This window comes from Aliidiomarina sp. B3213, assembly GCF_003290085.1.
In the GTDB taxonomy this organism is placed as follows: Bacteria; Pseudomonadota; Gammaproteobacteria; order Enterobacterales; family Alteromonadaceae; genus Aliidiomarina.
The window spans coordinates 338,174-351,676 of record NZ_QMKJ01000001.1 but is presented as its reverse complement, the minus strand read 5'-3'; the positions used below and the strand labels follow the sequence as shown (position 1 = coordinate 351,676).

11 protein-coding genes are annotated in these 13,503 nt (G+C 43.9%); 3 read left to right on the top strand and 8 right to left on the bottom strand.

Annotation, left to right across the window (positions count from 1 at the left end):
* Nucleotides 1–13 precede the first annotated feature (13 nt).
* Nucleotides 14–1,546 carry a sodium/proline symporter PutP gene (gene putP, locus DQX04_RS01695; RefSeq protein ID WP_111914070.1) on the top strand — a complete coding sequence of 511 codons (1,533 nt, stop codon included), beginning with the start codon at nt 14–16 and terminating at the stop codon, nt 1,544–1,546.
* A 58-nt stretch (nt 1,547–1,604) separates the two neighbouring features.
* Here putP and rssA read toward each other — a convergent pair whose 3' ends face one another.
* Nucleotides 1,605–2,603 carry a patatin-like phospholipase RssA gene (gene rssA, locus DQX04_RS01690; RefSeq protein WP_111914069.1) on the bottom strand — a complete coding sequence of 333 codons (999 nt, stop codon included), beginning with the start codon at nt 2,601–2,603 and terminating at the stop codon, nt 1,605–1,607.
* Nucleotides 2,604–2,694: 91 nt separating this feature from the next.
* Between rssA and DQX04_RS01685 the strand changes: the two genes are divergently transcribed.
* Nucleotides 2,695–3,909 (top strand): EAL and HDOD domain-containing protein, encoded by a 1,215-nt coding sequence (locus DQX04_RS01685; RefSeq protein ID WP_111914068.1) that lies wholly within the window; start codon nt 2,695–2,697, stop codon nt 3,907–3,909.
* Here DQX04_RS01685 and DQX04_RS01680 read toward each other — a convergent pair.
* The 3 genes from DQX04_RS01680 to DQX04_RS01670 all read right to left on the bottom strand — a co-directional run bounded on the left by DQX04_RS01680 (nt 3,906) and on the right by DQX04_RS01670 (nt 7,535).
* Nucleotides 3,906–5,702: a DUF885 family protein gene (locus DQX04_RS01680; RefSeq protein WP_111914067.1), complete on the bottom strand. Its 1,797-nt coding sequence runs from the start codon at nt 5,700–5,702 to the stop codon at nt 3,906–3,908. The two genes, DQX04_RS01685 and DQX04_RS01680, sit on opposite strands and share 4 nt — an antisense overlap.
* A 139-nt stretch (nt 5,703–5,841) precedes the next feature.
* Complete coding sequence (gene recA, locus DQX04_RS01675) at nt 5,842–6,882, bottom strand: recombinase RecA (RefSeq protein WP_111914066.1); 1,041 nt, start codon at nt 6,880–6,882, stop codon at nt 5,842–5,844.
* A 161-nt stretch (nt 6,883–7,043) separates the two neighbouring features.
* Nucleotides 7,044–7,535 (bottom strand): CinA family protein, encoded by a 492-nt coding sequence (locus tag DQX04_RS01670; protein ID WP_111914065.1) that lies wholly within the window; start codon nt 7,533–7,535, stop codon nt 7,044–7,046.
* A 120-nt stretch (nt 7,536–7,655) separates the two neighbouring features.
* Between DQX04_RS01670 and mutS the strand changes: the two genes are divergently transcribed.
* On the top strand, nt 7,656–10,208 hold the full coding sequence (mutS, locus tag DQX04_RS01665; protein ID WP_165831916.1) for a DNA mismatch repair protein MutS: 2,553 nt from the start codon (nt 7,656–7,658) through the stop codon (nt 10,206–10,208).
* Here the strand turns inward: mutS and rpoS are convergent.
* From rpoS to surE, 4 genes are read right to left on the bottom strand one after another with little or no spacing between them, the layout of a single operon-like run.
* The gene (gene rpoS / locus DQX04_RS01660; protein WP_111914064.1) at nt 10,205–11,191 is read right to left on the bottom strand and encodes an RNA polymerase sigma factor RpoS; all 987 of its coding nucleotides are present in this window, start codon (nt 11,189–11,191) and stop codon (nt 10,205–10,207) included. The two genes, mutS and rpoS, sit on opposite strands and share 4 nt — an antisense overlap.
* Nucleotides 11,192–11,217: 26 nt before the next feature.
* Nucleotides 11,218–12,099 (bottom strand): peptidoglycan DD-metalloendopeptidase family protein, encoded by an 882-nt coding sequence (locus tag DQX04_RS01655; protein WP_111914063.1) that lies wholly within the window; start codon nt 12,097–12,099, stop codon nt 11,218–11,220.
* Between the two features lie 17 nt (nt 12,100–12,116).
* A complete protein-coding gene (locus DQX04_RS01650) occupies nt 12,117–12,761 on the bottom strand; it encodes a protein-L-isoaspartate(D-aspartate) O-methyltransferase (RefSeq protein ID WP_111914062.1) in 645 nt (214 codons plus the stop codon).
* Complete coding sequence (gene surE / locus DQX04_RS01645; protein ID WP_111914061.1) at nt 12,754–13,503, bottom strand: 5'/3'-nucleotidase SurE; 750 nt, start codon at nt 13,501–13,503, stop codon at nt 12,754–12,756. Before surE ends, DQX04_RS01650 begins: the two co-directional genes overlap by 8 nt.

Genomic DNA, 13,503 nt, shown 5'->3' with positions numbered 1-13,503 from the left:
CAGGAGCCTAATTTTGGAAACTGGTACGCTGATTTCTCTCGCAATTTACTTCATCGCAATGCTTGCCATTGGTATTTATGGCTACGTTAAGTCGACAAGTGACCTCTCCGACTACATGCTCGGCGGACGTCGTCTCGGCCCAGGTGTTACAGCATTGTCCGCTGGTGCTTCAGACATGAGTGGTTGGATGCTCATGGGTCTGCCAGGCGCATTCTTCGTAGCTGGCTTCTCGGAAGTATGGCTCTCTGTAGGTCTTGTAGTAGGTGCCTATATCAACTATCGAGTTGTTGCGCCAAGACTACGGGTATATACCGAAGTTGCAAAAGACTCTATTACCATTCCTGACTACTTTGAAAACCGTTTTCAGGATAAAAGCAGAGCTTTGCGTCTTATTTCAGCAGTAGTGATCATTATTTTCTTCACTCTTTACACTGCTTCAGGCGTATTCGCAGGCGGTACTTTATTTGAAAATGCGTTCGGCATGGACTTCCATACGGGTCTAATTGTGACCGCAGCAGTGGTTGTAGCCTACACATTGTTAGGTGGCTTCCTTGCTGTGAGCATGACGGACTTCGTACAGGGCTGCATTATGTTTGTCGCGCTAGTACTTGTACCCGTCGTAGCATTTACAGACATGGGCGGTATTGCACCGGTCACAGCAGAGGCCCGAGAACTAGGTCCTGATATGCTCAACCCGTTCTACGGGATGACTTTCTTCGGCACTATATCACTACTCGCATGGGGCTTCGGTTATTTCGGACAGCCACATATCATCGTGCGCTTCATGGCTATTAAGTCGGTAAAAGACTTTAAAGCTGCTCGCCGTATTGGTATGACTTGGATGACCGTCGCAATCATTGGCGCCATGTTAACGGGTCTAGCGGGTGCAGCTTATATGTCGATTAACGCTGCTGACGTAACCGTTGGTGATTATGTGAATAATGGTACGCTAGATAATTCAGAAACCATCTTTATCGTGATGTCTCAAATTCTGTTTCATCCATTAATTGGTGGATTCTTGTTAGCAGCCATTTTAGCAGCGATCATGAGTACAATTTCTTCACAGCTACTCGTAACTTCGAGTGCTCTTACTCAAGACTTCTATAAGAGTTTCTTGAACAAGAACGCAAGCGATAAGTTACAAGTATTGGTGGGTCGTATCTCGGTATTCCTCGTTTCTATCGTTGCAATTGCGCTTGTATGGAATCCAGAAGGTACTATTCTCGACCAAGTAGGTAATGCTTGGGCAGGATTTGGTGCTGCATTTGGTCCATTAATTATTATGAGCTTGTATTGGAAACGAATGACTCGCCAAGGTGCACTAGCGGGAATGATCGTGGGTGCGGTAACTGTATTGTTCTGGATTTACGTACCGGTATTGCCTGAAGGTGAATCACTAAGCTCTATCGTGTATGAAATGGTTCCAGGCGTTATTCTCTCAGCACTAGCCATTTACTTTGTAAGTAAAGCAACTGAAGCTCCTTCAGACGCTATCGACAAAGAATTTGACGATATGGAAGCGGTGCTTAGTAAAGAAGCCGAATAAATTAAAGCTAATAAAAAAGCGCAATGGTTTTAGCCATTGCGCTTTTTTTGTTTATTATTTAAGACTTTGGTCTCGGGGCTTCATCAATTCTCATATTTAAATGATGTAACTCTTCCAATATTTGCTCTTTCATGGCCATAGTCGTTTTATAACCAATATCAATTGCATGCTTTCCAAGCTCGAACTCCAATAACCCAATATCCCCCACTTTCGGCTGAAGTAACACGTCAGGGGGATCGCCCGCCATACGGGCTTTAGTAATCCGCTCTTGCATAATATCGATAGACCCCGCCATTACACCAAATACGCCGGGAGAAGACGGCTGACGAGAAAATTTCTCCTTTATTTGATCGATGTATGATTGGCTACGCGACAAAAAATTATGGAATAGGTTTTTATCTTTTTCCGTAGCTTTTCCTTCCTTACGTTCTACATCCTTTGCAGGCTGCTCCGACTTGGTGTTAGGCGCCTGTTCATTAGCTTGTTCTAACTCATCGTCTATGTGAATTTGCGAATTCAAATTTACAGCTATAACAAAGTCAGCTTCTAGCGCTCGAGCTAAAGATACAGGAACGGGATTAACCAATGCGCCGTCCACTAACCATCTTCCGTCAAACATCTTTGGAGCTAACAATCCAGGCATCGCACAGGAAGCACGTGCAACTTTGAATAAATTACCCTCTTTTAACCAAACTTCTCTGCCGGTATATAAATCAGTAGCTACAGCTGCAAAGGGTTTGTCTAGATTTTCCACAAGTATGTCGCCAAAACGTTCTTGCGCATGATTAAAAACTTTCTCACCAGAAATTACACCACCGCTAGACAAACCAAAATCGAGTAAATTAAACACTTTCCAACGATCCATGTCTCTAACCCACTCTTCAATTTCATCAAGCTTTCCGGCCGCGTAGGCCCCGCCAACCAAGCTTCCTATTGAAGTACCGGTTATAACATCAGGCTCAATTCCCATATCTTGCAGCGCTCTAATTACACCAATGTGAGCCCAGCCACGCGCCGCGCCAGAACCCAAAGCTAATCCAATTTTAATACGGTTCATCCGAAACCCCTTTGTTTCGCATTGCGTTAGTGAGTTGTTAGTAATATTATCTCTCTTTAATCTTAAATTAAGATATTAAACCCAAACTTCTATGTTTTTTTACATTGCGCGCCAACCAATCCTAGACAGAAACAAAGCGTTATTTGCGTACGAGTTATTGTTCCGTAATGGAACAGACAACGCTTTTCCGGATATATCAGCAGAAGTAGCAACGGCTAGCTTAATAGAAAACAGTCAACTTCAACATAGCGTCAATGAAATTACAGACCAACATTTAGCGTTTATTAACTTTTCTGAGAATGGAATTTTACAAGACCTTCCGGGGTTTCTCCCCAATCAACACGTCGTTGTCGAAGTCTTAGAAACCGTTACCCCTAGCCAGGAAGTCTTTGAAGCAATTAAGAGCTTAAAGTCACGGGGCTACAAAGTTGCGCTGGATGATTACGATTTTAACCCTGAGTGGGACTCAATACTCCAGTTTATCGACATTATTAAAGTCGACTTAATGGCGAGTAGCCGGCGCCAAATTGAAGACCTACTAGCATTAGCCAAAACATCAAACTTTAAATTATTGGCCGAGAAGGTTGAGACTCAAAAAGAGTTTGAAACCTGTATGAAAGACGGTTTTGAATATTTCCAAGGCTACTTTTTTGCCAGGCCAGAAATAGTTCAAAAACGCTCATTAACACCCAACCAGCTCATTTACACCCAGCTTTTGCAAGCATGCGCCCAACCGGAACTTGATTTCGACTCAATTAATCAATTAATGTCTCGCGACGTGGGTATAACCTACAAACTGCTTCGTTATGTAAACGCCCCCGTTCACGGTATTTCCAAGCCTATAGAGTCCTTGCGTCAAGCGATAGTCTACCTAGGCGAGCAACAAATAAAGAAATTTACAGCGGTTATTGCAGCTGCACAGCTTGGGGAGAGTAAGCCTTCAGAGCTCGTTCGCTTATCAATTGTGCGCGCACACATGTGCGAGCAAATAGCCGTTGCATGTAAGGTTCAAATTGATCCAGAGAAAGCATTCCTTACAGGTATGTTTTCTTTGTTAGAAGCTTTATTAGACGAACCGCTGCAAACTATTATGTCTAGAATTGAGCTTGGCACAGAAATAAGAACAGCCCTTCTCGATAAAAAAGGGCCTTTGGCATTCTGTTTAGGCTTGGTTTGTTTCTATGAAAAAGCAAATTGGGCCAAAGTAAAAACCGTTGCAGAACGACTCCACGTTTCTGAAGACGAACTACCCAGCTTTTATCTTAATGCTTTAAATTGGGCTAATGCACTGTCTAACGCAGATTAAGACTTTTCCTCCGCTATCCAGCGTATTATTTGCTGCTCTAAAATCGCAAGTGGTAATGAACCATTTCTTAGCACTTCATAGTGAAAGTCTCTAAGGGAAAAACTCTCTCCCAGTTCCTCTTCCGCCAAAGCTCTTAACTCAGCTATTTTTAACTGCCCAATTTTATAGGCTGTTGCCTGACCTGGCAGAGCCATAAATCGTTCGGCTTCTGAAACAGCACGAGCTTCGGCTACAGGCGCGTTAGCGTACATATAGTCCAACACTTCTTGTCTAGACCAGCCAAATTGATGTATTCCTGTATCCACAACCAAACGTATAGAACGCCACAGTTCTGCGATAAGCTGCCCGTAACTGTCATACGGTCCATAAATACCTAACTCGTCCCCTAGTGTTTCAGAATAGAGCCCCCACCCCTCTGCATAAGCTACGGCAATACTAAACCGCCTAAAACGAGGCAATTCTGTTAATTCACGTTGTAACGCAAGTTGATAATGATGCCCCGGAATAGCCTCATGCAACGTAAGTGCACCTTTTGCCCATGTAGGTCGGGCTTCAAGACCATAGGTATTCAAATAGAATATCCCCGGGCGAGAACCATCCTCCGAGGGAACTGAATAGCTACCAGAGCTAGCAGATTGCTCTCGAAAAGCTTCTACTCTGCGTATTTCATAACCTGCATTGGGAAGTAACTCTGGGTCAAAAATAAGGTGAGCACGCTCTTCAATAAGCGCGGCAAAGGCTCGGTAGTCTGCCAGCATTGCCTCTGGTGACTCATAATGAAATTGAGGATCGTCACGCGTGAAAACGAAAAACTCTTCTAAAGTACCTTCAAAACCAACTTCAGACATAATCGCACGTATTTCGTCATGAATACGGCTCACTTCATTCAAGCCAATATTATGAATTTCACTTGGCGTTAATGCAGTTGTTGTTTGTCGTGAAACCTCAAATGCATACCACTCTTCCCCGCCAGGTAGCGCGCTTAGGCCATAGCTATCAGTTCTTGAAGCAGGTAAATATGTCTCCACAAGGTAGTCGTGTAATTTTTGGTACGCAGGCAGTACCTCATCGGTAATCACTTGCTCATACGCGACCGAAAGCTCGACCTGGAGATCAGGTGAAATATTCTCCGGAAAATCATTCAATGGACGGTAGAACAAGCTCTCCTGCACTGTATCAACCAAATGCGCAGAAACTTGAGCTATAACTCGTTCAGTCAAAACACGTGGCTGTACAATCTGTTGCTCAATGCCGGTATTCATGTTTTCTATTAACTGATCAAATACATTGGGTATTTGTTGCATGCGGCTCAGCCAATGGCGGTAATCTTCTTCGTCTTGGAATGGTTGGAAAGAACCTCCAGCACCAAGTTGAGCATACTGGTTTGTCACGTTGTACATTTGATTCAATGGAATTAAATGTGTCGGATGCTCTAATCGCGCCAACGACATCTCACGATTGTACTTAAAGATGTCGTAACTTAGCTGGTCTTCTTCATTTAATAATTCGCGCTCGACCATATTAAGCGCAATGAGAAACTCCTCTTCTAATAGTGCAGAACGCTCTCTGTATTCAGCTGTATATGGATTGCCTAATTCTGAGTCGTAAGTGTCAATACCAATTGAAGTAGCTTCTAACGGATTGAGTTCTAAATTCGCTGCGAAATAGTCATCAAATATTCGGTGTAGCGTTGTCGACGTTTCGGCCTGTTGTTGCTGTTGCTCCTGCTCTGAAACAGGTGTACAAGCAACTACTCCAAATACAAAAACCAGACTCAGAAAACGAGATTTCATGCATTACCCTCTGTGTCATTCTTCTCATAGTAGAAATCATAACCCAGATTAGGCACAAACTCACAGATATTAAAAAAATGAGGGTCAGTTATGCAACTGACCCTCATTCATTATTGATATGTATTCCTGCAGGCTTTGATTACTCGGCTGGAGGAACTTCTGCATCAAGTACTTCGTCTTCAGACTCAGTAGGTTTCAACAGCAACATATCGCGAAGCTTTTTCTCAATTTCTTGCGAAATATCTACATTCTCAGCAAGGAATTTCATAGAGTTAGCCTTACCTTGACCGATCTTATCGCCTTTATAAGAATACCAAGCACCCGCTTTCTCAATTAACTTATGCTTCACGCCTAAATCAATTAACTCACCCTCTTTAGAAATACCTGCTCCGTACATGATCTGGAACAACGCTTCTTTAAATGGCGGAGCTACTTTATTCTTAACGACTTTAACTCGAGTTTCGTTACCTACAACTTCATCGCCCTCTTTCAAAGAGCCAATGCGACGAATATCTAAACGTACTGACGAATAGAATTTTAATGCATTACCACCCGTTGTAGTTTCAGGGCTACCAAACATCACACCAATTTTCATACGAATTTGGTTGATGAAAATACACATTGTATTCGACTTTTTAATGTTCGCAGTTAGTTTACGTAACGCCTGAGACATAAGTCGGGCTTGCAAGCCAACATGACTATCACCCATTTCACCTTCAATTTCAGCTTTAGGTGTTAGAGCCGCCACAGAGTCCACAATGATGACATCTACAGCCCCAGAGCGTACCAACATATCGCAAATTTCAAGCGCTTGTTCGCCAGTGTCTGGTTGTGACACAAGCAATTCGTCAACATTTACGCCTAGTCGTTCAGCATAAACAGGATCCAAAGCATGTTCGGCATCAACGAAAGCACAAGTTTTACCTTTACGCTGTGCTTCAGCGATAACTTGCAAAGTAAGCGTTGTTTTACCACTTGATTCTGGGCCGTAGATTTCAACAACACGACCACAAGGTAAACCACCAATTCCAAGTGCTATGTCCAAACTTAATGAACCTGTGGATACAGACTCAATATCCATCGCACGGTTGTCACCCAACTTCATAATTGCGCCTTTACCAAATTGACGTTCAATTTGACCTAACGCAGCTGTTAATGCCTTTTGCTTATTGTCGTTCATGCTGTGGCTCCAATTTCTTATTCGTGAATGGCTCTTAGTATACTGTCTATCTATACAGTATCAAGCATGTTCAGAGATATTCATGAGATATTATTCTAACGCCTTGTTTATTATTGTTTTTAATTTATCTAAAAAAAGCGAACTGATGTTTTATACAGTAATTAACCATGGTGTTGTAACAAGCTAGCAAGCTTTGCTAATGCATACGTTGCGGCTTGCTCGCGAATAGCTTCCCGGTTACCCGAAAACTGTTTCGTTTCTTGAAATAACTGATCTTTTAATGCCCACCCAAAGCACACTGTGCCAACAGGCTTTTGGGCACTACCTCCTTCTGGACCCGCAATACCTGATACACTCAGGGTAACTTCACAGTTCAACGAAAATTGTGTTCCTCGTGCCATTTCAGCAACACACTGCTCTGAAACGGCACCAAATTCTTCTAGAGTTTCACGCTTCACGTTCAGTAAGTTTTCTTTCATGGCGTTACTGTAACTAACAATCCCGCCCTCAAACCAACGCGAACTTCCAGGCAAGCTCGTGCAAATTCCTGCGATCATACCACCAGTGCACGACTCAGCCGTTCCAAATCGCCATTTTTTATGGAGTAGCTGCTCAGCGATTTGCGCTACTCTTATTTTATCGCTTGTAGCCATCCTCAATCACTCCTGTGTTAAGATTGTTTAGGCCTTGTGTTTGCTTCTTATGGCGAACATGACATCATCACTAAAACGTGATCACTACAACATAAAATAAAACGATAAGAAACGATAAACATGACGTCTGCAGATTTATCATCTCACACCCCTATGATGCGCCAATACCTTAAAATTAAAGCTGAGCATCAGGATATTTTACTTTTTTACCGAATGGGTGACTTTTACGAACTTTTTTATCAAGACGCCGTAAAAGCAGCAGAGCTACTCGACATTTCACTCACTCACCGCGGTAAGTCTGCAGGTACACCAATTCCTATGGCGGGCGTTCCTTATCACGCGGTCGACAATTATTTAGCCCGTCTTATACGCATGGGACAGTCCATTGCAATTTGTGAGCAAATAGGCGATCCGGCAACCTCTAAAGGCCCAGTAGAACGAAAAGTTGTGCGTGTACTGACGCCTGGAACCGTCAGTGATGAGTCGTTTCTGAACGCATCACAAAGCAACACCTTAATTGCGCTAACTAAGCTACAAAATGGCTACTCTTTAGCCAGTATCGAAATAAGCACGGCACAGTTTAAGGTCTATGAAATAGAAGCTGAACATCAGTTGCTGAGTGAAATTGAACGTTTACAGCCAGCAGAAATACTTTACCCTGAAGGCGAGTCTTTATTACCTGCTATTGCTACGCATTCAGGTTTACGTAAACGCCCCGTCTGGGACTTTGATGCAGACAGTGCAACACAAGCATTGTGTCGCCAATTTAATGTCAAAGACCTATTAGGGTTTGGTATACCGTCAGAACACCGTGGTTTACCCGCTGCCGGTTGTATCTTGCAATACGTGAAAGAGACACAGCGCAGCGCGTTGCCCCATTTAACAGCCCTACTTCCAGAACATGAAGACGACTATATCGCTTTAGATAAAGCTACTCGTAAAAACTTAGAGCTTACACAAAACCTTTCAGGCGGGCAGTCACATACTTTGCTCTCAGTTCTTAACCGCACACAAACGGCAATGGGAAGTCGTCTACTTCACGAATGGTTACATAAACCTTTACGCCGTATACCTCAAATAGAAAGCAGACTGGACGCTATTACAAATTGCTTAACCAACTCAGTCTACGTAGAACTTCGTGAGTCACTATCCAGAGTTGGCGATATAGAGCGTATATTAGCCCGAATAGCGCTAGGCACGGCGAGACCGCGAGACCTTTCAAGACTTCGAGACAGCCTGAAAGAAGTAGCTATATTAAGACAACACTTTAGCGATGCGGATATACACCCGCTCGTAGATAATCCGCCTGAAATAGATGAAGTCATCCAGCTTCTGAAACGCGCGATTATCGAGAACCCTCCCGTCATTATTCGTGATGGTGGCGTAATTGCTAAGGGATACGACACAGAACTAGACGAGTTAAGAGCGTTAGCCCAAGGTGGCGTTGCCGAACTTGAACAGCTGGAGCAGCAAGAACGTGAGCGCACCGGGATTCAGCAGCTCAAGATAGGCTACAACAAGGTTCATGGTTATTACATTGAAACCAGCAAGGCCGCCGCAGAACTCGTACCTGCTGAGTATCAAAGACGACAAACGTTAAAGAATGTAGAGCGTTATATTATTCCTGAGTTGCAGAGCTTTGAAGAGAAAGTACTCGCCAGTCAGTCACAAGCACTAGCGAGAGAGAAAAGCTTATATATGCAGCTTATCGAAAGCTTATTAGAGCCCTTAGTAGTGTTACAACAGATAGGACAGCAAATTGCTCGCCTTGACGTCTTTGCCAACTTTGCGGAGCGTAGCGAGTCGCTTAACCTGTCTCGCCCTAAATTCGTTAACGGCCCAACTTTGGAAATTAACGAAGGACGCCATATCGTTGTGGAAAACTCTCAGGATGAGCCTTTTATTCCTAACGACGTGTCTTTTAAACAAAGCGGAAAGCTTCAAGTTATCACCGGGCCCAATATGGGGGGTAAATCAACATTTATGCGCCAAACCGCGCTCATTGTTTTAATGGCACATATGGGTTGCTTTATCCCTGCCAGCTCAGCTCTTATTGGCCCCATCGACAAAATATTTACGCGTGTCGGTGCCGCAGACGAATTAGCCTCTGGCCGTTCAACGTTCATGGTTGAGATGACAGAAACCGCCAACATTTTGCACCACGCAACGGCTAATAGTTTAGTTCTCATGGACGAAATAGGCCGTGGTACGTCAACCTATGACGGACTTTCTTTAGCCTGGGCCACAGCACACCAGTTAGCTAAGTTAGGCTCTTATACGTTATTTGCGACACATTACTTTGAGCTTACGGAACTCACAAAAGATATCGATGGCGTTCTCAACCTACATTTAGACGCAGTAGAACAAGGCGATTCAATTGCGTTTAAACACAAGGTTGAACCTGGTGCAGCAAGCAAAAGCTTTGGTATTCAAGTGGCTAAACTAGCGGGTGTACCCGGGCCTGTTCTTGAACATGCAAGAAAGAAGCTTCACCAACTTGAATTACAAAATAAAGACAATGAAAGTCCGAAGGAATCAGTTGAGCAACCCACGTTGTTTGATCAAGTAGATACTCCAGATCCTCGAATTAAGCGAATAGAAGAACTCAACGTGGACGATTTGAGTCCGCGTCAAGCTCTAGCATTTCTATATGAGTTAAAAGAGAAACTTTAATTCAGAGAGAATATGGCTTCTAAGCTTAAGCCTTGTTGCTGCAATATGTCTTTAAGGCGGCGCAAGGCTTCCACTTGAATTTGGCGTACTCTCTCACGAGTGAGCCCAATCTCTCGCCCGACATCCTCTAGAGTGGACGGTTCGTAACCAATTAATCCGAAACGACGTGCCAACACTTCTTTTTGTTTCGGGTTCAGTTCGTCCAACCAATCTACGATACGATCATGCATATCGTCATCTTGTAAAATCGACTCGGGACCACCAGCCTTTTCATCAGCAATAATGTCTAACAGCCCTTTTTCGCTATCACCAGCGATTGGTGTGTCTACAGAAGAGATGCGTTCATTGAGTCGCAGCATTTTGTTTACGTCAGCAACAGGCTTTTCCAGGCTACGTGCTATATCTTCAGCAGTAGGTTCGTGATCGAGTTTATGGGCAAGTTCGCGAGCCGCGCGCAGGTATACGTTCAACTCTTTGACAACATGAATCGGTAGCCTGATCGTGCGAGTTTGATTCATGATCGCCCGTTCAATAGTTTGACGGATCCACCAAGTGGCATAGGTTGAAAAACGAAAGCCCCGCTCAGGGTCAAACTTTTCTACCGCACGAATTAAGCCGAGATTACCCTCTTCGATTAGGTCTAATAAGGCCAAACCTCGATTGTTATAACGGCGTGCAATTTTAACTACCAAACGTAAGTTACTCTCAATCATACGTTGACGAGACTTCACGCAGCCTTTTAAAGCCTTGCGTGCAAAGTAAACTTCTTCTTCGGCAGTTAATAAAGGTGAGAAACCGATTTCACCCAAGTACATTTGAGTGGCATCGAGTTTTTTCTGGTATTTGTTTTGGCTTGCTAGAGCTTCCTCTAGTTCTTCGTCAATCTCGTTACGAGCATCATCTTCGTTGAGAACTTCTTGCTCTTGGTTCAGCTCTTCATAGTTATCTTCCGACGCTTTCGAAGCATCTTGTGTACCAGCCATACGTCCTCCTAGGTTTCAACCTAGTGTTATCGTGAGCGTGGCAAATAGTTCTCTGGGTTAACTGAATTGCCTCGAAACCTCATTTCAAACCTAAGTCGAACATCACTTCTACCGCTACTACCCATCGTCGCTATTTGCTCGCCGGCCTCAACCCACTGTTGTTCCTCAACTAGGATTTCGTCATTGTGGCCGTAAGCTGTTATATAATCATCGTTATGTTTCATTATGATTAAGCGACCATAACCTCTTAATGCAGTTCCGGTATAAACGACCTTGCCAGCTTCTGCAGCAACCACTGCATCTCCCCGTTGACCGCTAAATTCCATGCCATTGTTCGCTGGGGCTTGCGTTGAAAAGCGCCTAGAAACATTGCCAGTTGAAGGCCATCTCCAACGCAGATCAGCATTTCGAACTTGTCGCTCTCGACGTTGAACCCTTTCAGTAATCGGCTGAATTTCTGGTTCTTTTTCTGTGGTTACATTTTCACCATACTCCGCTTGGCTAGCGGTGGCAACTGGCTCGGTTAGATCATTTCGTTGGGAAATGTCTGAGTTATTATTACTATTTTGACTAACTGTACTTCTTGTAGAGTTTGGAACTGAAGGAGAATTCGAGCCTCCACGAAGCTGCAATACTTGTCCCGGATATATAGTGAATGGCTCTTGTAGTTGGTTTATACGGGTAATCTCTCGCATATCCATATTGGCACGAAAGGCAATAGAATACAGTGTATCACCCGGTCTCACTTCGTAGGTGTCCGCACTCCATGAGGCTTGTTGATAGTCGTGGTAAGTCGCACCGCGGTAAACTTGCTCTACTGGTGCTGGCGTATGTGGAGACGCACAAGACAACAACAGGAAAGAACCCACCCCATAAGCAACTATCTTCAGCGATTGTATTGTTCTCATGAGGTACGTTTCCCTTCCTAAGTTAACTTTCCTTGCACTAATGGCACGAAGCGCACTTCGCCTAGCGCTTGTATTTTGTATTCGTCACCTTGGCGTTCAATAACACGTAACTCCTGCACATCTTCACCCACAGGAATAACCATTCGTCCACCGTCTTCACTAAGCTGCTCTAACAATGCTTGAGGTACTTCAGATGCAGCAGCAGTAACCAAAATACCGTCAAATGGTCCTTTGCTATTCCAACCTAGCCATCCATCGCCATGTTTCATATTAATGTTGTGAAGATCCAAGGCTTTTAAACGACGTTTCGCTTGATACTGCAAAGGGCTAATTCGCTCTACTGAGAAAACTCGATCTACTAATTGAGCGAGAATAGCTGTCTGATATCCAGAACCCGTGCCTATCTCAAGAACCTTTTCCATCGGGCGCTCAGCATCTAACAACAGCGCTGTCATTTTCGCAACAATAAAAGGTTGTGAAATAGTTTGCCCGTTACCAATAGGTAAAGCTGTATTCTCATAAGCTTTATGAGCCAGAGACTCAGGCATAAAAGCATGGCGAGGTGTGCGCTCTACCACTTGTAAAACTTGCGTATTTTTAACATCTAGGCTTTTTAATAATTCAACTAATTTACGAGCCTGTCCCTGAAAATTCTTAAGCATAATTGTTAAGCCACTTCTCCATTAATTCCCAATCTCTATGTGCTGTCATGTCTACAGTAATAGGTGTAACCGAAACATAGCCCTCATGCACTGCTGCAAAATCAGTACCTGGGCCATCGTCTCGCTTATGCCCAACTGGGCCATACCAATAAATATCGTTTCCCCGAGGATCCTTTTGATGAATCATACCCTCAGCTTTGTGTCGGCTACCCAATCTCGTTAACCGTAAGCCTTTCAAACTGTCGTATGGAACATTAGGAACATTCACATTCAATACAAAGTCAGCAGAGAGCGGCTCACCTTGAAGCCTTTTAACTAAATCTGCTACAACACGGGCTGCAGTTTCATAATGTTCATGGCCGTAACTTCCCATCGAGACCGCAATAGCCGGAAACCCCATGTGACGCCCCTCTGTCGCTGCCGCAACCGTGCCAGAATAAATAACGTCATCGCCCATGTTTGGAGCATCATTAATACCCGATACAACTAAATCAGGTGTGTCGCTTAGCGGAGAGTTAGTACCAATGTGAACGCAGTCTGTTGGTGTACCGTTTACAGAATAAAAACCGTTCTCAAGTTTCTCAACACGCAAGGGACTATGTAGAGTTAACGAGTTACTGGCTCCGCTACAGTTACGGTCAGGCGCGATAACTCTCACCTCTGCTATGTCACATAAAGCTTCATTCAAGGCTTTTAAGCCCGGAGCTCTAACACCATCATCATTGCTTAAAAGAATTTTCAT

Excerpts from the sequence above, each read along its gene's own strand:
- rssA (WP_111914069.1), bottom strand. The coding sequence starts at position 2,603 with ATGAACCGTATTAAAATTGGATTAGCTTTGGGTTCTGGCGCGGCGCGT.
- DQX04_RS01685 (WP_111914068.1), top strand. The coding sequence starts at position 2,695 with ATGTTTTTTTACATTGCGCGCCAACCAATCCTAGACAGAAACAAAGCG.
- DQX04_RS01680 (WP_111914067.1), bottom strand. The coding sequence starts at position 5,702 with ATGAAATCTCGTTTTCTGAGTCTGGTTTTTGTATTTGGAGTAGTTGCT.
- recA (WP_111914066.1), bottom strand. The coding sequence starts at position 6,882 with ATGAACGACAATAAGCAAAAGGCATTAACAGCTGCGTTAGGTCAAATT.
- DQX04_RS01670 (WP_111914065.1), bottom strand. The coding sequence starts at position 7,535 with ATGGCTACAAGCGATAAAATAAGAGTAGCGCAAATCGCTGAGCAGCTA.
- mutS (WP_165831916.1), top strand. The coding sequence starts at position 7,656 with ATGACGTCTGCAGATTTATCATCTCACACCCCTATGATGCGCCAATAC.
- rpoS (WP_111914064.1), bottom strand. The coding sequence starts at position 11,191 with ATGGCTGGTACACAAGATGCTTCGAAAGCGTCGGAAGATAACTATGAA.
- DQX04_RS01655 (WP_111914063.1), bottom strand. The coding sequence starts at position 12,099 with ATGAGAACAATACAATCGCTGAAGATAGTTGCTTATGGGGTGGGTTCT.
- DQX04_RS01650 (WP_111914062.1), bottom strand. The coding sequence starts at position 12,761 with ATGCTTAAGAATTTTCAGGGACAGGCTCGTAAATTAGTTGAATTATTA.
- surE (WP_111914061.1), bottom strand. The coding sequence starts at position 13,503 with ATGAAAATTCTTTTAAGCAATGATGATGGTGTTAGAGCTCCGGGCTTA.